The organism is Streptomyces sp. NPDC107581, assembly GCF_055657175.1.
Genome location: NZ_JBVKBH010000011.1, coordinates 224,667 through 244,929, shown reverse-complemented (window position 1 = coordinate 244,929; position 20,263 = coordinate 224,667). Strand labels below are relative to the sequence as shown.

The 20,263-nt window shown below is 71.2% G+C and carries 18 protein-coding genes and 1 tRNA gene; 9 read left to right on the top strand and 10 right to left on the bottom strand.

What is annotated here, in order from left to right; all coding sequences use genetic code 11:
* Window positions 1-44: 44 nt before the first annotated feature.
* The 3 genes from ACZ7P3_RS27615 to ACZ7P3_RS27605 form a co-directional block, all read right to left on the bottom strand.
* On the bottom strand, window positions 45-1,265 hold the full coding sequence (locus tag ACZ7P3_RS27615) for a L,D-transpeptidase (RefSeq protein WP_472085742.1): 1,221 nt from the start codon (window positions 1,263-1,265) through the stop codon (window positions 45-47).
* Window positions 1,266-1,519: 254 nt separating this feature from the next.
* A complete protein-coding gene (locus tag ACZ7P3_RS27610) occupies window positions 1,520-2,563 on the bottom strand; it encodes a P1 family peptidase (protein ID WP_472085741.1) in 1,044 nt (347 codons plus the stop codon).
* 40 nt (window positions 2,564-2,603) lie between these two features.
* Window positions 2,604-3,842: a low temperature requirement protein A gene (locus ACZ7P3_RS27605; RefSeq protein ID WP_472085740.1), complete on the bottom strand. Its 1,239-nt coding sequence runs from the start codon at window positions 3,840-3,842 to the stop codon at window positions 2,604-2,606.
* Window positions 3,843-3,933: 91 nt separating this feature from the next.
* Here ACZ7P3_RS27605 and ACZ7P3_RS27600 point away from each other — a divergent pair, with 91 nt between their 5' ends.
* Window positions 3,934-4,110: a hypothetical protein gene (locus tag ACZ7P3_RS27600; protein ID WP_472085739.1), complete on the top strand. Its 177-nt coding sequence runs from the start codon at window positions 3,934-3,936 to the stop codon at window positions 4,108-4,110.
* 163 nt (window positions 4,111-4,273) lie between these two features.
* On the opposite strand, the gene mscL is transcribed toward ACZ7P3_RS27600, so the two are convergent.
* From mscL to ACZ7P3_RS27570, 6 genes are all read right to left on the bottom strand, one after another.
* Window positions 4,274-4,732 (bottom strand): large conductance mechanosensitive channel protein MscL, encoded by a 459-nt coding sequence (gene mscL, locus ACZ7P3_RS27595; protein ID WP_472085738.1) that lies wholly within the window; start codon window positions 4,730-4,732, stop codon window positions 4,274-4,276.
* 135 nt (window positions 4,733-4,867) lie between these two features.
* On the bottom strand, window positions 4,868-5,347 hold the full coding sequence (locus ACZ7P3_RS27590) for a hypothetical protein (protein ID WP_472085737.1): 480 nt from the start codon (window positions 5,345-5,347) through the stop codon (window positions 4,868-4,870).
* Between the two features lie 506 nt (window positions 5,348-5,853).
* The gene (locus ACZ7P3_RS27585; RefSeq protein ID WP_472085736.1) at window positions 5,854-6,687 is read right to left on the bottom strand and encodes an S-methyl-5'-thioadenosine phosphorylase; all 834 of its coding nucleotides are present in this window, start codon (window positions 6,685-6,687) and stop codon (window positions 5,854-5,856) included.
* Between the two features lie 99 nt (window positions 6,688-6,786).
* Window positions 6,787-7,113, bottom strand: coding sequence for an FmdB family zinc ribbon protein (locus tag ACZ7P3_RS27580; RefSeq protein ID WP_472085735.1), 327 nt, complete (start codon window positions 7,111-7,113; stop codon window positions 6,787-6,789).
* A gap of 67 nt (window positions 7,114-7,180) precedes the next feature.
* Window positions 7,181-8,476 carry an MFS transporter gene (locus ACZ7P3_RS27575; protein ID WP_472085734.1) on the bottom strand — a complete coding sequence of 432 codons (1,296 nt, stop codon included), beginning with the start codon at window positions 8,474-8,476 and terminating at the stop codon, window positions 7,181-7,183.
* A 566-nt stretch (window positions 8,477-9,042) separates the two neighbouring features.
* Window positions 9,043-10,599, bottom strand: coding sequence for a potassium/proton antiporter (locus ACZ7P3_RS27570; protein WP_472085733.1), 1,557 nt, complete (start codon window positions 10,597-10,599; stop codon window positions 9,043-9,045).
* 217 nt (window positions 10,600-10,816) lie between these two features.
* On the opposite strand from ACZ7P3_RS27570, the gene ACZ7P3_RS27565 reads away from it, so the two are divergent.
* The gene (locus ACZ7P3_RS27565; RefSeq protein ID WP_472085732.1) at window positions 10,817-13,633 is read left to right on the top strand and encodes a penicillin acylase family protein; all 2,817 of its coding nucleotides are present in this window, start codon (window positions 10,817-10,819) and stop codon (window positions 13,631-13,633) included.
* 130 nt (window positions 13,634-13,763) lie between these two features.
* Here the strand turns inward: ACZ7P3_RS27565 and ACZ7P3_RS27560 are convergent, their stop codons facing one another.
* Window positions 13,764-14,399 carry a 5-formyltetrahydrofolate cyclo-ligase gene (locus ACZ7P3_RS27560; protein WP_472085731.1) on the bottom strand — a complete coding sequence of 212 codons (636 nt, stop codon included), beginning with the start codon at window positions 14,397-14,399 and terminating at the stop codon, window positions 13,764-13,766.
* A gap of 98 nt (window positions 14,400-14,497) precedes the next feature.
* On the opposite strand from ACZ7P3_RS27560, the gene galU reads away from it, so the two are divergent.
* From galU to ACZ7P3_RS27525, 7 genes are all read left to right on the top strand, one after another.
* Complete coding sequence (gene galU / locus ACZ7P3_RS27555) at window positions 14,498-15,409, top strand: UTP--glucose-1-phosphate uridylyltransferase GalU (RefSeq protein WP_472085730.1); 912 nt, start codon at window positions 14,498-14,500, stop codon at window positions 15,407-15,409.
* Window positions 15,406-16,728: a molybdotransferase-like divisome protein Glp gene (glp, locus tag ACZ7P3_RS27550; RefSeq protein ID WP_472085729.1), complete on the top strand. Its 1,323-nt coding sequence runs from the start codon at window positions 15,406-15,408 to the stop codon at window positions 16,726-16,728. Before galU ends, glp begins: the two co-directional genes overlap by 4 nt.
* A gap of 149 nt (window positions 16,729-16,877) precedes the next feature.
* Complete coding sequence (gene moaC / locus ACZ7P3_RS27545; protein WP_472085728.1) at window positions 16,878-17,390, top strand: cyclic pyranopterin monophosphate synthase MoaC; 513 nt, start codon at window positions 16,878-16,880, stop codon at window positions 17,388-17,390.
* Window positions 17,387-17,962 carry a MogA/MoaB family molybdenum cofactor biosynthesis protein gene (locus ACZ7P3_RS27540; RefSeq protein WP_472085727.1) on the top strand — a complete coding sequence of 192 codons (576 nt, stop codon included), beginning with the start codon at window positions 17,387-17,389 and terminating at the stop codon, window positions 17,960-17,962. Before moaC ends, ACZ7P3_RS27540 begins: the two co-directional genes overlap by 4 nt.
* Window positions 17,963-17,982: 20 nt before the next feature.
* Window positions 17,983-18,663 carry a GNAT family N-acetyltransferase gene (locus tag ACZ7P3_RS27535; protein WP_472085726.1) on the top strand — a complete coding sequence of 227 codons (681 nt, stop codon included), beginning with the start codon at window positions 17,983-17,985 and terminating at the stop codon, window positions 18,661-18,663.
* Window positions 18,664-18,894: 231 nt separating this feature from the next.
* Window positions 18,895-20,082: a divisome protein SepX/GlpR gene (sepX, locus tag ACZ7P3_RS27530; protein ID WP_472085725.1), complete on the top strand. Its 1,188-nt coding sequence runs from the start codon at window positions 18,895-18,897 to the stop codon at window positions 20,080-20,082.
* 93 nt (window positions 20,083-20,175) lie between these two features.
* Window positions 20,176-20,249, top strand: a tRNA-Ala gene (locus ACZ7P3_RS27525).
* Window positions 20,250-20,263: the final 14 nt, after the last annotated feature.

The window sequence follows — 20,263 nt, the reverse complement described above, 5'->3', positions numbered from 1 at the left end:
CGAAATGTTCCCGCGCGGCCTCACATTCCGTCAAAAGCGGCCGGTCAGGCGGCGCTTCCGGCGGTCCAGGCGCTCCATGCCATGTTCCAGCCGTTGAGCCCGTTGTCCGGGGCCACCGTCGTGTCCGGGGAGTGCTTCACGATCACGACGTCCCCGATGAGCGAGTTGTCGTAGAACCACTTGGCGGTGGTGTCGCCCTGCGCGCCCTGCACGTCCGCCATGCCGACGCAGCCGTGGCTGGTGCCCTCGCGGCCGAAGGGCGCGTTGCCCTTGTTGTACCAGTAGTTGCCGTGGATGAACGTGCCGGACTGGGTCAGGCGCATCGCGTGCGGCACGTCCGGGATGTCGTACTCGCCGCCCAGGCCGACCGTCTGGCTGTTCATGCGGGTCTGGGTGAACTTCTCGGAGATCACCATCTGCCCGTTGTACGTGGTGTGCTGCGGGCTGCCCGTGGACACCGGCACCGTCTTGATCGTCTTGCCGTCCCGCACCACCGTCATGGTCTGCGTGTTGACGTCGACCGTGGAGACCTGCGCACGCCCGACCGTGAACGACACCGTCTTCTTCTGCACGCCGGAGATGCCGCTCGCGCCCTGGACCCCGTCCAGGTCGATCTTCATCGTGACCTTGGAGCCGGCCTTCCAGTAGTCCTGCGGCCGGAAGTCCAGCCGCCGGTCGCCGAACCAGTGCCCGACCACCTGCTGACCACTGCTGGAGTTGACCGTGATGTGCGACTGCACGGCCTTCTTGTCGGTGATCGACTTGTCGAAGGTGAACGACACCGGCATGCCCACGCCGACCGTCGAGCCGTCGTCCGGCGTGTAGGTGCCGATGAAGCTGCCGGCCGAGTTGACGGTGGTGAAGATGGAGTTGGCCGCCGCCGTGTGCCCGCCCGCGTCCTTCGCGGTCGCGGCTATCTGGTACTTGGTTCCGCGCTCCAGCTGCTGCTTCGGCTTCCAGCTGCTGCCGTCCGCCGAGATCGCGCCCGGCACGGACTGTCCCGAGCCCGCCACGGTCATCTTCACGTCCGTCAGCTTGCCGCCGCTGACCTTCACTCCGGTCGCGTTGATGGACGCCCCGGTCGAACCGTCCTTGGCCGAGATCGCGATCTTCGCCGTCGACGTCTTGGGGGAGGCGTCGCCGCCCTTGCCGTCGTCGTTCGTGGCGTTGGCGTTGCCGCCGCAGGCGGTCAGGGTGAGGGCGCCGACCATCAGGGCGGCACAGGCCCCCAGTGCGCGCCGCGCTGTAATGTCCGGCGTTGTCACGGGCTGCTCCAGGTTCGTGTGATGTGCGTGATCCGTTCCAGTGCGTGAAGAAAGAGGGCACCGGCCCCTCGGAAGGTTCCCTCCTCGGCCCGTGAACGCCATCACGTGACAGAACCGCGACAATTCAAGCCCCGGAAGCCCCTCCGGCACGCCCCGTTGGCCCTTCCGGGGCACCCGCGGGCTCCTCCGGGAAGTGCCGGAAGCTCCTCCAGGACACTCCGAGGGCTCCTCCGAGGAGCCCTCGGGCCGCCGCCTCAGCCGCCGTGCGCCCGCGGCTGCCCGTACAACTCCCCGTACGACGGCCACACTCCGCCCGGCCCCTCGGTCGACTCCGCGGCGTGCACGGCCCGTACGATCGCGCGCGTCACGAGGTCGGCGCCGGCCGCCAGGAGGTCGTTCAGCGCCAGCGGATGCCCGCCGTCGAGCGGGCGCGCCCCCGTAGCCAGCGCGAACACCGTGTCGCCGTCGTGCAGAAGGTGCACCGGCCGCACGGCGCGGGCGATGCCGTCGTGCGCCGTGCCCGCCATCTTCTGCGCCTGCGCCTTCGTGAGGTCCGCGTCGGTCGCGACCACCGCGAGCGTCGTGTTGAGCGGCGGGGGCGCGCCCTTCGCGGCCAACTCGGCAAGGCGCCGGCGCGCGGCCTCGTGCACACGCTCCTGCGGGTACTGCACACGCCCCTGGAACAACTCCCCGTACAGGACACCGGTTCCGGGGTCGGCCACCGACCCCGCGGCATTCGCCACCACCAGCGCCGCCACGGTGATCCCCGAGTCGAGGACGGTGCTCGCGGTGCCCACCCCGCCCTTGATCGCGCCCACCACGGCCCCCGTACCGGCCCCCACGCACCCCTGCGGCACCCTTGCACCCGGTGTGCCCGCCGCGGCCGCCTCGATCGCCGCGCGGCCCATCGCCGCGTCCGGGCGGGCACGGAAGTTCCCGCCCCGGCCCAGGTCGAAGACGCAGGCGGCGGGGACCACGGGCACGACATGCGCCGGATCCGCCCCCACCGGCACCCCGCGCCCCTGCTCCTCCAGCCAGGCCATGACCCCGGAGGCCGCGTCGAGCCCGTACGCGCTGCCTCCGGTCAGTACGACGGCGTCTACCTTCTGGACCACGTTGCGCGGGTCGAGGGCGTCGGTCTCCTTGGTGCCGGGGCCGCCTCCGCGGACGTCCACGGCGGCGACGGCGCCGCCCTCCGGAGCGAGGACGACCGTGGTGCCGGTGAGCCAGCCGTCCCCGCTGCGGGAGGCGTGGCCCACCCGTACTCCGGCGACGTCCGTCAGTGCGTCAGCTGTCATGGCGGCCAGTCTGGCCCACCGCGGGGCGCCTCGGCAGAGGTCAGGCGGCCGGTGCCGACGCGCCCGTGCGCCGCTCGCGGGCCGCCGTGCGCGCCGTGAGCAGCACCCCGGTCGTCACCGCGGCCGCCGACACGAGCCCCGCCGCCAACACAGCCCAGTCGCCCAGGAAGGTGCAGCAGATCACCAGCAGTGCCGTGACCGGAAGCACCAGCTGCTGAGTGATGCCGATCTTGAAGTGGCGCGAGTGCAGCGCCCAGACCGTCAGCAGGTACAGGGCCGTCGGCAGGGTCACGGCCGCCGAGGCGGACAGCGTCGAGATGTGCGCCTTGCCGACCGCCTGCTCCACCGCCACCTCCAGGCCGGCGCCGATCGCGGCGGCCGAGGCGAAGATCAGATAGTGGCCGTAGCCCCACAGGAACGCCTGGTCGTTGGAGCGCAGATGGCCGTGGATGGGCACCACGAAGTAGATCCACCAGGCGGAGAAGACGATCAGCAGACCGCCCGCCGCGATCGGCAGCAGCCGGCCCAGGGCGTCGTGCTCGGCCACCGCCGACTGCACGGCGACCGTGGCCGCGGCGACCGTCTCCCCGAGCACGATGATCGTGAACAGGCCGTACCGTTCGGCGATGTGGTGCGGATGCCAGGATGTCTGGTGGCCCTTCTCGGCGTACAGCGGCACGCACAGCTCCGCGATCGCCATCACCAGGAACACCCACGGCCGGGCGGGCCCGGGCAGCACGACCAGCCCCAGCCAGCCGACCTGGCACAGCAGTACACCCGTGGCGTATCCGATCGCGGTGCTTCTCTCCGCTCCCTCGGCGTACCGGGCCGCTCTCAGCCACTGCGCGGCCATCGCCAGCCGCATGATCAGATAGCCGAGCCAGACCACCAGGTAGTCGTGCTGGTCGAACGCCCGGGAGATGCCCGCGGCCAGCACCAGCACGCCGGCGATCTGCACGAGGGTGACGATCCGGTAGAGCGCGTCGTCGTTGTCGTACGCGGAGGCGAACCAGGTGAAGTTCATCCAGGCCCACCAGATCGCGAAGAACACCGTCGCGTAGTTCAGGATGCCGGTGCCCGCGTGGCCCTCGGTCACCGCGTGCACGAGTTGTACGCCCGCCTGTGCGATGGCCACGACGAAGCACAGGTCGAAGAAGAGCTCCAGCGGGGAGGAGACCCGGTGCTCCTCGTCGCGCCCGCGTGCGGTGAGCCGACGCAAGGGCCCCTGAGGGTGCTGTGGGCCCGGGGAAGCGGGCGCAGGAGCAGAACTCGACGTCATGCCTCCCAGGACAGCAGAAATCCGCCGCAATTTCTTGTGAACGGATTCACAATCTCCGGAGGACTGGAAGTCCGGGCCGTACTCTTGAGGGATGAGTACCGCCCCCGAATCCGAGCCGCGCGACCCGAAGGCCGCGCTGGTCTTCGACGACCCGCTGAGCCAGCAGTCCTCGGACGACACCGACCGCGGGTGGGGCGAGCGCGGGGACGGCGACAGCGCCGCCGACCTGAAGCGCTTCCTCGACGAGAAGCCGCCCCACCACCTCTGAGTCCCCCGGCCCTCTGGAGTGCCCCACCACTTCTGAGTCCCCCGGCCCTCTGGGGCGCCCCACCACTTCTGAGTCCCCCGGCCCTCTGGGGCGCCCCACCACCTCCGAGACGCCCTGCCCTCTGGAGTGCCCCACCGCCTCCGAGTCGCTCGCGGCGGCGCCGCTAGCGCCTGTCGCGTTCCGGCCCGCGCTGCGCGACCAGTTCGTCGCGGATCTCCTTGAGCACCTCCAGCTCGGTCACCTCGACGACCTCGCGCGTGCCTTCGCGTGCCCTCCTGCGGGCTTCCACGCGTGCCAGGTACTTCGCCATCGGCAGGACCATCAGGAAGTAGACGACCGTCGCCGTGATCAGGAAGGTCAGCGTGGCGCCGAGCACGGAGCCCCACATCAGCCGGATGCCGTGGGTCCCTGTGCACGAGGAGCTCAGGCACGAGCTGTAGTTGTCCAGGTTCTGCGTGCCGATCGCGCCCACCAGCGGGTTGATGATTCCCTTCACCACCGCGCTGACGATGTTCGTGAAGGCCGCGCCGATGACCACCGCGACTGCCAGATCGACGACGTTCCCGCGCATCAGGAAGGCTTTGAACCCCTGCCAGATGTTCGGTTCCTTCTGTGTGCTCACCTCGGGGACTCTCCTTGCCTGCACAGGGTGTGGAACGAAACGCTCCGCAACCTACGGCACGGTGCGGCCATGGTGTCCAGTTCCGTAACTCGATCGATGGACTTGACAACGACTGTCCGACGAGATCGAGGCGGCTCAGCACAGCGTCACCGCCAGCCGTTCCGTGGCGCTCGCGCCGACGAGCCGTGCCGCCGTGGCACGCGGCACCGACAGCACGACCAGTGCTCCGCTCTCGGCCGCACCCTCCACGGGCTCCGGCACCTTCGTCACCCGCACCCCACGCGCGAGCACCCGGGCGCCGCTCCCGTTCGTCGGATCCTCGGCGGCGATGACGTCGACCCGGTCGCCGGGCCGCAGCAGCCGGACGGCGGCCGCGTCGGCGATCCGCACCGGCGCCGTCACCCTGTCCGCCGCCGGCGCCGCCCCGGCCCCGTGCCGGCGTACGGGTTCGGTGACGGGGTGCCCGCGGGCCCGGTCGGCGCGATGCGGGTCCGGCGCGGTCCCCTGCCCGGCCGCCACCAGAGCGGCCGCCGTCACGGCGAGAGCGGCTGCCAGGGTCCGCCCGCGGTGCCGTACGAGCAACTGCAGCCGATAGCGCCCGCCGCGCACGCGCACCGGGGCGAAGTGCGGGATCCCGCAGGTCGCGGGCGCGTCGGTGCCCAGCGGACGCGGCAGCCGCAGGGGAGGCGCGAACGGCTGGTGAGGGCCTGGGGGAGAGAGGACGGAAGGGGTGAGTGATGAAGAGGGGGCGAAAGACGCGTGGGGCGGAGACGGGGCGAAAGGCGCGCGGGACGGAGAGGGGGCGTAAGGCGCGCGAGGCGGAGAGGGGGCGAAAGACGCGCGGGCCGGAGAAGGGGCGAACGGAGTGAGGGACGGCGAGGAAGCGGAAGGGGTGAGGGGGGACGACGGGGCCAAGGGCATGGGGATCACCGCTTGCGACGAGGAATCGGCTTGCGGTTCCACGATGACGCCTCGCGCCGAAGCCCGTCGGAGCCGGTGGACCACTGACCGCTTGTGGACAACTCGCCCACTCGAACGGGTAATTCCACTCGGTCGGCCGCCGTACCGTCCCCAGGTGGGCGGCCCCCGACCGGCTGCCGCCCGACCCGCGACTTCTCCCGTTACGGCAGCTCGAAGCCCGGGTTCATCCCGCCGAGCGCGTTCATGCACAGGCAGTCCCGCGCCCCGGTCTCCGGCAGTGCCGCCACCGCGTCGAACAGCACGCCCCGCAGCCGGTCCACGTTGGCCGCGAACACCTGCAGGACCTCGTCGTGCGAGACGCCCTCGCCGGTCTCGGCGCCGGCGTCCAGGTCGGTGACCAGGGTCAGGGACGCGTAGCACAGTTCGAGTTCACGGGCGAGCGCCGCCTCGGGATGGCCGGTCATGCCCACCACCGACCAGCCCTGCGCCTGGTGCCACAGCGACTCGGCGCGGGTCGAGAAGCGAGGCCCCTCGACCACGACCAGCGTGCCGCCGTCCACGGGCTCCCAGTCCCGTCCGCGGGCGGCCTTCAGGGCGGCGGCCCGTCCCGCGGGGCAGTACGGGTCGGCCACCGACACGTGCACCACGTTGGGCACCGTGCCGTCGGGCAGCGGCAGCCCGTCGAAGTACGTCTGCACCCTGGACTTCGTGCGGTCCACCAGCTGGTCCGGCACGAGCAGGGTGCCCGGGCCGTACTCGGGGCGCAGGCCGCCCACCGCGCACGGACCGAGGACCTGCCGGACACCGACCGAGCGCAGGGCCCACAGGTTGGCGCGGTAGTTGATGCGGTGCGGAGGCAGATGGTGGCCGCGGCCGTGCCGCGGCAGGAAGGCGACCTGCCGACCGGCGATCTCGCCGAGGAAGAGGGAGTCACTGGGCTGCCCGTACGGCGTGTCCACCTGGACCTCGGTCACGTTCTCGAGGAACGAGTAGAAGCCCGAGCCGCCGATTACGCCGATCTCTGCGTTCGCCATGACGAGCACACTAGCTGGCGGCGAACCCCCGGTGGGAGCCGGTACCGGGTACTCCGAAGGCCCTGCCGTCGTGCGACGGCAGGGCCCGGAAGCGAGGTCTCAGGCGGCGGAGGTGCCGGCGGAGCTCGACGAGGACGTCGAGGACGACGTGGATGCCGTCGAGGACGACGTGGACGTCGACGAGGACGACTTCGCGTCGGACGACGAGGCGCTCGACGGCTTCGACGCCGGGCTGCTGCTCGACGTGGAGCCGCGGGAGTCGTTGCGGTAGAAGCCGGAGCCCTTGAAGACAATGCCCACCGCGGAGAACACCTTCTTCAGGCGGCCACTGCAGCTGGGGCACTCGGTCAGGGCGTCATCGGTGAACTTCTGCACCGCCTCGAGGCCCTCGCCGCACTCGGTGCACTGGTACTGGTAGGTGGGCACTGACTTCCTCCTGGCACTCTCACTCGATGAGTGCTAACGACGGTCCATAGTGACGTATTCCCGGGGATCAGTCCACCGTGACCGGCACACGGTGACCGACGCCACGTGCCACGGTGCGGTTCCGGGGCCGGGCGGTCAGCAGTGAGCGCAGGGCCAGCAGGGTGGCCAGCGCCAGCAGGGTGCCGGCCATCGGGACCAGGAATCCCGCGCCGTCCCACAGGCGGTCCTCCAGCTGTCCGGCGATGGTGACGGCCGCCGCCTGGCCGAGCGCGACGGCGCCGGTCAGCCAGGTGAACGCCTCGGTGCGGGCGCCGACCGGGACCAGGCCCTCGACCAGCGTGTAGCCGGTGATCAGCGCCGGTGCGATGCACATGCCGACCAGCAGGCCGAGAGCGGCCAGCAGCAGGACGGAGTGCGCGGTCCACAGCGCGGACGCGGTCAGCGCGAGGCCCGTGTAGCCGACGATCAGGCGCCGCTGCGGGGCGACCTTCCAGGCGATCGCGCCGCAGACGATGCCGGAGAGCATGTTGCCGGCGGCGAAGACGCCGTACAGGACGCCGTTCAGGCCGGGCTCGCCGATCGATTCGGTGAACGCCGCGAGCGCCACCTGCATGCCGCCGAAGACCGATCCGATCCCCAGGAAGGTCACGACCAGCACCCGTACGCCCGGGATGCGCAGCGCGGAGGCGTGCTTCACGCGCGCGTGCCCGTCCTCGGCGGTCACCGGAGGCTGCGTGCTCTTCTGCGCGGCGAACAGCAGACCGCCGACGAGCGTCAGCGCGGCCTCGGTCATCAGGCCCGCGGACGGGGACACGGTGGTGCACAGCGCGGTCGCCAGCAGGGGACCGAAGACGAAGGTCAGCTCGTCCGTGACGGACTCGAACGCCGCCGCGGTGGTCATCAGGGGCGAGCCCTGGAGCTTCACGCCCCAGCGCGCGCGGACCATGGGGCCGACCTGCGGCACCGAGGCGCCGGTCGGGACGGCCGCCGCGAACAGCGCCCACAGGGGCGCGTGCGCCAGTGCGAGCGCGGTCAGGGACAGGCCCGACACCGTGTGCACCAGGACACCCGGAAGCAGGACGGCGCGCTGCCCGTAGCGGTCGGCGAGCCGGCCGCTGTACGGCGCGAACAGGGCCATGGACACACCGGTGGCGGCCGCGGCGGCGCCCGCGGCGCCGTACGAGCCGGTGGTGTGCTGGACGAGCAGCACGATGGAGATGGTGAGCATCGCGAACGGCTGGCGTGCCGCGAAGCCGGGGAGCAGGAACGTCCAGGCGCCGCGGGTGCGCAGCAGCTGTCCGTATCCCGGGCGGGGCGACGACGGCGCGTTCTGCGCCGCGTCGGTGGTGACCGTGGACTCCACGGCCCGTGCCTTTCTACCGCCTGGTAGCGCGCCCGTGCGGGGGCGCCGAGAGCTGTCCTCTTGCGCGGAACTGCGGTAGATACCGGTGCCACTGCGGAGGGCGTTCCGGCCGCCATACGGTCGCGCCAGCTCTGCGTCAGACAGAGTTGGTTCGATCAGGTGTGCCTTGATACTACAGGGATCAAGGGCTTGTGCTCCTGTGAAAATGAGCACCACGGGGCGTGTTCACCTGAGATTGGCGAAGGTGTGAATAGAGCGAAACACACCCTTAACGCACGCTCGCGCAGCTCACGTCACTCACGCCGGCAACGCATCGCCTCCCGCGCCCCGCACCTCGGTACCCGGGCCTCCCACGCCCCGCACCTCGGTGGTACCCGAGCCAGCGCCCCGCACCTCGGTCCCCGAGCCTCAGCGCCCCGCACCTCGGTACCCGGGCCTTCCACGCCCCGCACCTCGGTGGTACCCGAGCCAGCGCCCCGCACCTCGGTCCCCGAGCCTCAGCGCCCCGCACCTCGGTACCCGGGCCTCAGCGCCGCCCCCATGTCCCGGCGCCCCGAGTCTCGCGCTCAGCGCCCCGTGCCCGCCCCGTTCGTGCCCAGCCAGCCGGCCAGCTTGCCGCCGTGGGCGACCGCGCGCAGGCGTCGTTCCGCCGCGTCGCGCACGGGGTCGGTGGCGACCACGAGGAGCTCGTCCCCGTGCCTCAGCACCGTCGTGGGCAGAGGAACAAACGATTTTTCATCCCGGACGACGAGGGTGACGGCAGCGCCGGGCGGCATCCGCAGCTCACCGACCTCGACGCCGTGCATCAGCGAGCCCTCGGGGATCGAGATGGACAGCAGGTGTCCGCGCAGTCGCTCCAGCGGCGCCGACTCGATGCCGAGGTCGGACGCCTCGCCCTGCTCGCCGAGGCGCAGCGTGCGCGCCAGCCACGGCAGGGTCGGTCCCTGGACGAGGGTGTAGACGACGACCAGCACGAAGACGATGTTGAAGATGCGATGGCTGGAGTCCACCCCGTTCACCATGGGGATCGTCGCCAGGATGATGGGCACCGCGCCGCGCAGTCCGGCCCAGGACATCAGGATCTGGTCCTGCCACGGGACCCGGAACGGTGTCAGGCTGACCACCACGCTCACCGGGCGCGCCACCATGGTCAGCACCAGCCCGATGACGAGGGCGGGCCAGATGTCGTCGCCCAGCTCGTGCGGGGTGACCAGCAGGCCGAGCAGGACGAACATGCCGATCTGGGCGATCCAGCCGAGTCCTTCGGCGAAGCCCCGGGTGGCGGGCCAGTGCGGCAGCTTGGCGTTGCCGAGCACCATGGACGCGAGGTAGACGGCCAGGAAGCCGCTGCCGTGCGCCAGCGCGCCGCCCGCGTACGCCGTGACGGCGATCGCCATCACGGCGATCGGGTAGAGGCCGGAGGCGGGCAGTGCCACGTGCCGGAGGCCGAAGGAGCCCAGCCAGCCCACGGCCAGACCCATGGCCGCGCCGATCGCCAGCTCCAGGGCTATCTCGCCCAGCAGCACGTACCAGTGCTCGACCGGGCCCGCCTGGGAGAAGGCCACGACCAGGATGACCACGGGGGCGTCGTTGAAGCCGGACTCCGCCTCCAGCATGCCCGTCACGCGCGCGGGCAGGGGGATTCTGCGCAGGACCGAGAAGACCGCGGCCGCGTCCGTCGAGGAGACCACCGCGCCGATGATGAGCGCCGGCCGCCACTCCAGCCCGATCAGGTAGTGCGCGCCGGACGCCGTGACACCGACGCTGATCGCGACCCCGGCAAGCGCCAGCGCTGAGGCGGCCGGCAGGGCCGGTTCGATCTCCTTCCACTTCGTGCCCAGACCGCCCTCGGCCAGGATCACGACCAGGGCCGCGTATCCGATGACCTGGGTCAGCTCGGCGTTGTTGAAGTGGATGTTCCCGATGCCGTCCTGCCCCATGAGGACGCCGATCCCCAGGTACACGAGCAGGCTGGGGAGCCCGCTGCGCGAGGAGATCCGCACGGCCGCGACGGCGACCAGGAGGACCAGGGAGCAGACGAGCAGGAGCTGGTCGAGGTGGTGGACAGTCAGCGGCGGTTCCCTTCCTTGGCCCGCACGCCGGACGCGCGGGCACACGTACACAAGACCCGAGGCTGCGGCGCACCGCACCCAAGTACTTCGTTACCTTACCTAACTCTTGACGCTTTCTTGACGCTTGCCGAGGCAAGATCGAACGTCCGTGCGCGCTTGTTCCCGACTCCGCGTCAAGCGGTTCGGGGCCCTACGCCTATGGTTGCTCCAGCGCTCATTCAAAGTCACAGCCCGACCTGCCGCTCGCGTTAGGACAGCAAGGACAGCGATGCCCCCCAACACCACCGCCACAACGGGTGACACCGCCACCACGGGTGCCACGTCCGTCACGTCCGGCAGGAAGAAGGGGCGCAAAGCCCGACTGATCGTGCTGGTGCTGGTCCTGGCCATCATCGGTGGCATGGCCTACGGGGCGTACTGGTCGATCAGCACCGTGCGCGCCTCCTTCCCGCAGACCAAGGGTTCGATCACGCTCGACGGCCTGTCGGGGCCCGTCGACGTGAAGCGGGACGGCAACGGCATCCCGCAGATCTACGCCTCGTCCGACGAGGACCTGTTCATGGCGCAGGGCTACGTCCAGGCGCAGGACCGGTTCTACGAGATGGACGTGCGCCGTCACATGACCTCCGGGCGCCTGTCGGAGATGTTCGGCAAGGGCCAGGTCAAGAACGACGAGTTCCTGCGCACCCTCGGCTGGGACCGCATCGCCAAGCAGGAGTACGACACCAAGCTGTCGGCCTCCACGAAGAAGTACCTCCAGGCGTACGCCAAGGGAGTCAACGCCTATCTCCGGGGCAAGGACGGCAAGGACATCTCCCTGGAGTACGCCGCCCTGGGCTTCACCAACGACTACAAGCCCGCGCAGTGGACCCCGGTCGACTCCGTCTCCTGGCTGAAGGCGATGGCCTGGGACCTGCGCGGCAACATGCAGGACGAGGTCGACCGCGCGCTGATGACCAGCCGCCTGGGCCCGCAGCAGATCGCCGACCTGTATCCGCAGTACCCCTACAGCCGCAACAAGCCGATCGTCCAGGAAGGCCAGTACAGCCAGCTGACCAAGGCCTTCCAGCAGGGCGGCGGCACAGCGGCCTCCCAGGGCACCACGGGCGCGACCGGCTCCTCCACCTCGTCCACGACCGGCTCGTCCGGCTCGTCGACGGGCGGCTCGGCCACGTCCGGTTCGGGCCTCACGAGCCAGCTGTCGGGTCTCTACGACGTCCTGGACAACGTGCCCACCGCCGTCGGGGTGAACGGCCAGGGCATCGGCTCCAACTCCTGGGTCGTCGGCGGGCAGTACACCATCACCGGCAAGCCGCTGCTCGCCAACGACCCGCACCTGTCCGCGTCGCTGCCGTCCGTCTGGTACCAGATGGGCCTGCACTGCCGCACCGTCTCCAGCAAGTGCCAGTACGACGTCACCGGCTACACGTTCGCCGGCATGCCCGGTGTGGTCATCGGCCACAACGCGGACATCGCCTGGGGCATGACCAACTCCGGTGTCGACGTCACCGACCTGTACCTGGAGAAGGTCAGCGGCAACGGCTACCTGTACGACGGCAAGGTCCGGCCCTTCAAGACCCGCGAGGAGACCATCAAGGTCGCCGGCGGCCAGTCCAAGACGATCGTCGTCCGCCAGACCGCCGACGGAATGCCGCTGCTGTCCGACCGCGACGACGAACTCGTCCAGGTCGGCAAGAAGGCCTCCGTGAACACCGCCGCACCCGACCGCGGTGACGGCTACGGCATCGCCCTGAGGTGGACGGCGCTCGACCCGGGCACCTCCATGGACGCCGTGTTCGCCATCGACAAGGCGGCGAACTGGAGCGACTTCCGCTCCGCGGCGGCCCTGTTCGACGTGCCCTCGCAGAACCTGGTCTACGCCGACACCGACAACCACATCGGGTACACCCTGCCCGGCAAGATCCCCACCCGCTCCTCGGCCACCGACGGCTCCGTCCCGGTGCCCGGATGGGACCCGAAGTACCGCTGGACCGGCTTCATCAAGCAGAACGAGCTGCCCTACGAGTTCGACCCCAAGCGGGGCTACATCGTCACCGCCAACCAGGCCGTGGTCGACAAGAACAAGTACCCGTACACGCTCACCACCGACTGGGGCTACGGCACCCGCAGCCAGCGCATCACCGACCTGATCGAGTCCAAGATCAAGGACGGCGGCAAGATCTCCACCGAGGACATGCGCCAGATGCAGATGGACAACAGCAGCGAGATCGCCAAGCTGCTGGTGCCCAAGCTGCTGAAGCTCAACCTCAAGGACAAGGACGTCCGCGACGCCCAGAAGCTCCTGGAGGGCTGGGACTACACCCAGGACGCCGACTCCGCGGCGGCCGCCTACTTCAACGCCGTGTGGCGTAACGTCCTCAAGCTCGCCTTCGGCAACAAGCTCCCCAAGGAGCTGCGCGTCAAGGGCCAGTGCCTGTGGGTCGACAAGATCGACAACACCGGCCCGGTGGACGACGACACCAAGGTGCGCGAGTGCGGCCAGCGCGACGCCGACCAGGCGCAGCCGGACGGCGGAGACCGCTGGTTCGAGGTCGTGCGCAAGCTGATGGACAAGCCGGACAGCGACTGGTGGAAGACGCCCAAGTCGGGCACCCGCCCCGAGGCGAACAACATGGACCAGCTGTTCGTCCGCGCCATGATCGACGCGCGCTGGGAGCTGACCGCCAAGCTCGGCAAGGACATCGACAGCTGGAGCTGGGGCCGGCTGCACCGCCTGTTCCTGAAGAACCAGACCCTCGGCACCGAGGGCCCCAAGTTCCTCCAGTACATCCTCAACCGCGGGCCCTGGAAGCTCAGCGGCGGCGAGGCCACCGTCAACGCGACCGGCTGGAACGCCGCCGGCGGCTACAACGTCGTCTGGGTGCCGTCCATGCGGATGGTGGTCAACCTCAAGGACCTCGACAAGTCCAAGTGGATCAACCTGTCGGGAGCCTCCGGACACGCCTACAGCGCCCACTACACCGACCAGACGGGCAAGTGGGTCAAGGGCGAACTGCTGCCCTGGTCGTTCTCGGACAAGGCCGTCGACAAGAGCACGAGCGACACGCTCGTCCTCAAGCCGTGAGCGTTCCCCCGGCACCTGAAGAGCCCGGGTAGGTCCGCGGACCCCCGGCACGCCGACGAGAAAGGCCCTTCACGCGCGCGTGAAGGGCCTTTCTCGTGCGAGGACCGGAGCCCCCGGGGGCCCGGGCTCGTCAGGCGCCCGCGAAGCGGCGCACGCCCGACGGCGTCACCGCCGCGTGCACGGGACGGTCGTGCGCCTCCGCCGGGACACGGGCGACGACTTCCGTGTCGTACAGCAGCACCACGAGCGCGGGGCGCGCGCCCGCGCGCTCCAGACGCGCGAGCACCCGGTCGTACGACCCGCCGCCGCGCCCCAGGCGCATCCCGCGCGTGTCCACCGCCAGCCCGGGCAGCAGGACGACGTCCGCGCCGGTCACCGCGTCCGGGCCGAGGCGTTCGCCGGCGGGCTCGAACAGGGCCATCCTGCCGCCGTGTTGGATCTTCGCGAGTGAGTCCGGGCCGGCGTACTCGCCCCAGTCCAGGTCGTTGTCGGGCAGCAGCGCGGGGAGCAGGACGCACACGCCCCGCGCGCGCAGCGCGTCCAGCAGCGCGAGTGTGCCGGGCTCGCTCCCGACGGAGACGTACGCCGCCACCGTGCGCGCACGCGCCACTTCGGGCAGCTCCAGGGCGCGCCCGGCCAGCATGGCGCCCGTCTCCCGTACGACATCCTCCGGCAACCCGTTCCTCACCGAGAGGAACCCCCGCCGCAACATCCGCTTGTCACGCTCGTCCGCGCGTCCGTCGTGTTCCACAGGTCGTTCCTGCATCCTTAGGTCGCTCCTGCATCCTCTGCAATGTGCTCATATGAGAGCCAAGTAGCCGGAGCCACAGATTCGCTGCAAAGGCACCGGATATGGTTGCGGGCATGACTCAGTCGCACCCCAGGATCAGCAAGGCTGTCATTCCCGCAGCAGGTCTCGGTACCCGGTTCCTGCCGGCCACCAAGGCCACTCCCAAGGAGATGCTGCCGGTCGTGGACAAGCCCGCGATCCAGTACGTGGTCGAGGAGGCCGTGTCCGCGGGCCTCGACGACGTCCTCATGATCACCGGACGCAACAAGCGTCCGCTCGAGGACCACTTCGACCGCAACTACGAGCTCGAATCGGCGCTGCAGAAGAAGGGCGACGCCGGCCGACTCGCCAAGGTGCAGGAGTCCAGCGACCTGGCCACCATGCACTACGTGCGCCAGGGCGACCCCAAGGGCCTCGGCCACGCCGTGCTGTGCGCCGCCCCGCACGTCGGCCACGAGCCCTTCGCCGTCCTGCTCGGCGACGACCTGATCGACCCCCGTGACCCGCTGCTCCAGCGCATGATCGAGGTCCAGGAGCAGCACGGTGGCAGCGTGATCGCGCTCATGGAGGTCGCGCCCGAGCAGATCCACCTCTACGGCTGCGCGGCGGTGGAGGCCACCGCCGACCCCGATGTGGTGAGGATCAGCGGCCTGGTCGAGAAGCCGGACCCGGCGGACGCCCCGTCGAACTACGCGGTCATCGGCCGGTACGTCCTCGACCCGCACGTCTTCGACATACTGCGCAAGACCGAGCCGGGCCGCGGCGGCGAGATCCAGCTCACCGACGCCCTCCAGCAGCTCGCCCAGGACGAGAAGGTCGGCGGCCCGGTGCACGGCGTCGTCTTCAAGGGCCGCCGCTATGACACCGGCGACCGTGGCGACTACCTGCGTGCCATTGTCAGACTGGCGTGCGAACGTGAAGACCTGGGCCCGGACTTCCGGACCTGGCTTCGCAGTTACGTAGCCGAGGAGATGCAGCAACGTTGAGCAGCGCCGCGACCCGCCCCGCCGGCTCGGACCACCTGTGGTCGGTGGACGAGCACCTGGAGGACATCCTCGCCACCGTCCGTCCCCTGGAGCCCATCGAGCTGCAGCTGCTGGACGCCCAGGGCTGCGTCCTGGTCGAGGACGTCACGGTGCCGGTCTCCCTGCCGCCGTTCGACAACAGCTCCATGGACGGGTACGCGGTGCGGGTCGCGGACGTCGCGGGAGCCAGCGACGAGTTCCCGGCCGCCCTGGAGGTCGTCGGGGACGTGGCGGCGGGCTCGGTCGGCCTGGTCCGGGTGGGCCCCGGCCAGGCGGTGCGGATCATGACCGGCGCGCCGGTCCCGCCCGGCGCCGAGGCCGTCGTCCCCGTCGAGTGGACCGACGGCGGACTCGGCGAGGGACCCGTGAGCGGGATGCGGGCGCGCAGCCTGGCCCCCGAGGGCGCCGAGGGGCACGTACGCGTGCACCGCCCCGCCGAGGCACGCGCGCACGTGCGCGCCAAGGGCAGCGACGTGAAGGCCGGCGACCTGGCCCTGGAGGCCGGGACGATCCTCGGCCCGCCGCAGATCGCCCTGCTCGCCGCGATCGGCCGGAGCACGGTGCGCGTGCGCCCGCGCCCGCGCGTCGTCGTCCTGTCCACCGGCAGCGAGCTGGTCCAGCCCGGCGAGGAACTGGCCGGCGGCCAGATCTACGACTCCAACAGCTTCGCCCTCACCGCGGCGGCCCGCGACGCGGGCGCCATCGCCTACCGGGTGGGCGCCGTCGCCGACGACGCCGACACCCTCCGGTCCACCATCGAGGACCAGCTCATCCGCGCCGACCTGCTGGTGACCACCGGCGGGGTGAGCGTCGGGGCGTACGACGTCGTCAAGGAGGCCCTGTCGTACGCCGGCGACGAGGACGAGGCCGGCAGCGGCATCGACTTCCGCAAGCTCGCCATGCAGCCCGGCAAGCCCCAGGGCTTCGGCTCCATCGGCCCCGACCACACGCCGCTGCTGGCCCTGCCCGGCAACCCCGTGTCGTCGTACGTCTCCTTCGAGCTGTTCGTCCGCCCCGCGATCCGCGCCCTGATGGGCCTGGAGGACATCCACCGGCCCAGGACCCGGGCCACCCTGAAGGCGGAGGAGGCGCTCCGCTCGCCCAAGGGCCGCCGGCAGTTCCTGCGCGGCACCTACGCCGACGGCGAGGTGAGCCCGGTGGGCGGCGCCGGTTCCCACCTGGTCGCGGCGCTGGCGCACGCCGACGCGCTGATCGTCGTACCGGAGGACGCGGAGTCCGCGGAGCCGGGCACCGAGGTGGAGGTCGTGCTGCTCGGCTGACCGGGCCCGGTGCCGCGCACCCGGGCGCGTCGCGGCGGGCGTCCGCGGGGTCCTGCTCCGGTGCGGGTGCCGACTTGGCGGTACCGTGTCGCGCACGACAGGCCCGTGCTCCGCACCGCGACGGGCCAGGACCGGGAGCGCCTCACAGCATGACTGAGCCTTTCCGGGGGGAGACCCCCGGACCCTCTGCGCAGGACCGACTGACGCACATCGACGAGGCGGGCGCGGCCCGCATGGTCGACGTATCCGGAAAGGACGTGACCGCGCGCACCGCCCGCGCGAGCGGCCGGGTCCTTGTGTCACCCCGGGTGGTCGAGCTGCTGCGCGGCGAGGGGGTCCCCAAGGGAGACGCCCTGGCCACCGCGCGCATCGCGGGCATCATGGGAGCCAAGCGCACCCCGGACCTGATCCCGCTGTGCCACCCGTTGTCGGTGTCCGGTGTGAAACTGGACCTGTCGGTCGCGGACGACGCCGTGGAGATCCGGGCCGCCGTGAAGACCACGGACCGCACGGGCGTCGAGATGGAGGCCCTCACCGCGGTGACGGTCGCCGCGCTCACCGTGATCGACATGGTGAAGGCGGTCGACAAGGGAGCGGTCATCACGGACGTGCGTGTGGAGGAGAAGACGGGCGGCAAGTCGGGCGACTGGAGCCGGGCATGAGCGCCGGGCCGCCCCTGGACGGTGCCCCGGGGGCGCCGTACCGCGCGCTGGTCGTCACCGCCTCCAACCGGGCCGCCGCCGGTGTCTACGAGGACAGGGGCGGACCCCTGGTCGCGGAGGGCCTGAAGCGGTTCGGGTTCGCCGTGGAGGGGCCGCAGGTGGTGCCCGACGGCGATCCCGTGGAGGCGGCGCTGCGGGCGGCGGTGCAGGCCGGGTACGACGTCGTCGTCACCACCGGGGGCACCGGCATCTCGCCCACCGACCGCACACCGGAGGCGACCCGACGGGTGATCGACCTGGAGGTGCCGGGCATCGCGGAGGCGATCCGGGCGTTCGGACGGGAGAAGGTGCCGACCGCCGTGCTCTCGCGGGGCCTGGCCGGAGTGGCCGCAGGGACGCTGATCGTCAACCTGCCCGGGTCCAGCGGCGGGGTGAAGGACGGACTGGCCGTCCTGGAGCCGCTGCTGGGGCACGCCGTCGACCAGATCCGCGGCGGTGATCACACACGGCCGGCCGCAGAGCCCGAGCGGGCCGGCGAGGAGAACTCCAGACGTCCCGGGGGTGTGAGCTGAACAGCCCTTCGTGGCCCGTCGTGCTGACGGACGGAGATGTCGTCCTCCGGCCGATAAAGCTGCGCGACCAACGGGTCTGGCGTGAGGTGAACCGGCGCAACCGGGACTGGCTGCGCCCTTGGGAGGCGACCATTCCGCCGCCCACGCCGAGCGGCCCGATCGCCCACCGGCCGACCTACCGCCAGATGGTCCGGCACCTGCGGTCGGAGGCCCACGCGGGCCGGATGCTGCCCTTCGTCATCGAGTACCAGGGGCGGCTCGTCGGCCAGTTGACGGTCGCCGGGATCACCTGGGGATCGATGTGCTCGGGCCACGTCGGCTACTGGGTGGACGAGTCGGTGGCCGGGCGTGGGGTGATGCCCACGGCCGTCGCCCTCGTGGTGGACCACTGCTTCCGCACCGTCGGGCTGCACCGCATCGAGGTCTGCATTCGCCCCGAGAACCGGCCCAGCCGCCGGGTCGTGGAGAAACTCGGATTCCGCGAGGAGGGGCTGCGGCCGCGTTATCTGCACATCGACGGAGCCTGGCGCGACCACCTCGTCTTCGCGCTCACGGCGGAAGAAGTGCCCGAAGGGTTGCTCAGGCGCTGGCAGCGGGCACGCTCCGAGAGGGCGTCGCACGCACCGCGCCGGTCCGACGCCGAGGGTCCGTCCGGTGCTCAGGGGACGTCGGACGCGCCGGACGTGCCGCGCAGGCCGTAGAACGCCCCGCGGCAGGCCGTAGAACACCCTGCGGAATCCGGCCCGTCCCCGGAAATTGAATATGTGTTCGAAATTGATCGGTCGGCGACCGCCTCGGGGCATTCAATTCGCGTCTTCGGCGCTGTGCTGATCGCATCGGTCGCAAAAAAAGCTGGAAATATCAGCCAGATCGTGCGACACACCGGGCCAATTGGCAGATGGCCTCATGCAAACCCCTCTACCGTGTGAGGCGTGAGCAGCAGCGGCCTCATCTACGCAGTCATTGTCGGGGCCTGGGCCGCCTACTTGGTGCCGATGTGGCTCCGTAGGCAGGACGAGCTGAACGAGGCCCGTCCGACGGAACGCTTCAGCACCGCCATCCGGCTGCTGTCCGGACGGGCGGGGATGGAGCGCCGGTACGCCAGGGACCTGCGGGCGCGCTCCGCCCAGGAGGGGGAGCCGGACGCCAGTGATCCGGACGCAGTCACCGACTCGGTGGACGTCCGGGCCTTCGCCGTGCCTCCGACGCGCCGTCAGGTGCGCGCCGAGGCCGGGCCGGAGGCGCCCGTGAGGGCGGAACCGGCCCGCGAGCGGAAGGTCTCCCCGACGCCCAAGTCCCCTTCCCCGCCCCCGCAGAAGCGGGTGCCGGCCGCACGGCGCGCCCCCTCGGCGCAGGCGGCCGCGGCACGCGCCCAGCGCCTGAAGGTGCTCGCGCGCCGTCGGCGCACCACGGTGGTCCTCTTCCTCGCCTTCACCCTCGGCGCGGTCGTCGCCGCGGTCGGCGGTCTCGCCTTCCTGTGGGCGCCCGCCGCGCCCGCGGTCACGCTCAGCGCGTACATCGCCTACCTGCGCACCCAGGAGCGCCGCCGCTTCGCCTACCAGATGGACCGCCGGCGTGCCGAGGTCGCGGCCCAGCGGCTGCGTGAGCGCCAGCCGCGCCGACGTGCGCCGCTCGACGCGGGCCTCGGCGCCGGCGACGCGCAGGAGGGAGCGGAGGCCGAGGCCGACGCCGGCCTCTCCGCGCTGGCCGCGGACCGGCGTGCCCTGGTCGAGCAGACCGACCATGCCGAGTGGGTCGACCAGCAGCAGCGCGAGCGCCAGCGGCGGCCCGGGCACGGGGACAGCTGGGACCCGGTCCCGGTCCCGCTGCCCACCTACGTGACCGCGCCGGTCGCGCCGCGGGCCACCTCCGGGGTGGACCTGGGGGCGCCCGACACCTGGAGTTCGGCGCGGTCCAGCTCGGTCGTGCCGGAGCACGAGGCGGGCCATGCGCAGGAGGCCGAGCCGGGCGAGCCCGGGTCCGCCTCCGAGGACAGGGCGGCCGACGGCCGCAGCGACGCGCGACGCGCGGCCTCGGCCCGCCGGTCGCGGGGACGCGGACGCACGCCTCTCTTCGACCAGTACGAGGACGGCGACCGTCCGCGCGCGGCCAACGAGTGACGGCTGTCACTCCGCCGGAAGCCCGCCTCTGACCAGTCAGGGAACGGATTTCCAAGCACCCCGGCGGGGATGCTAGAGTTTCACTCGTTGCAAGGGCCTGTGGCGCAGTCCGGTAGCGCACCTCGTTCGCATCGAGGGGGCCAGGGGTTCAAATCCCCTCAGGTCCACGCATCATGAAGCC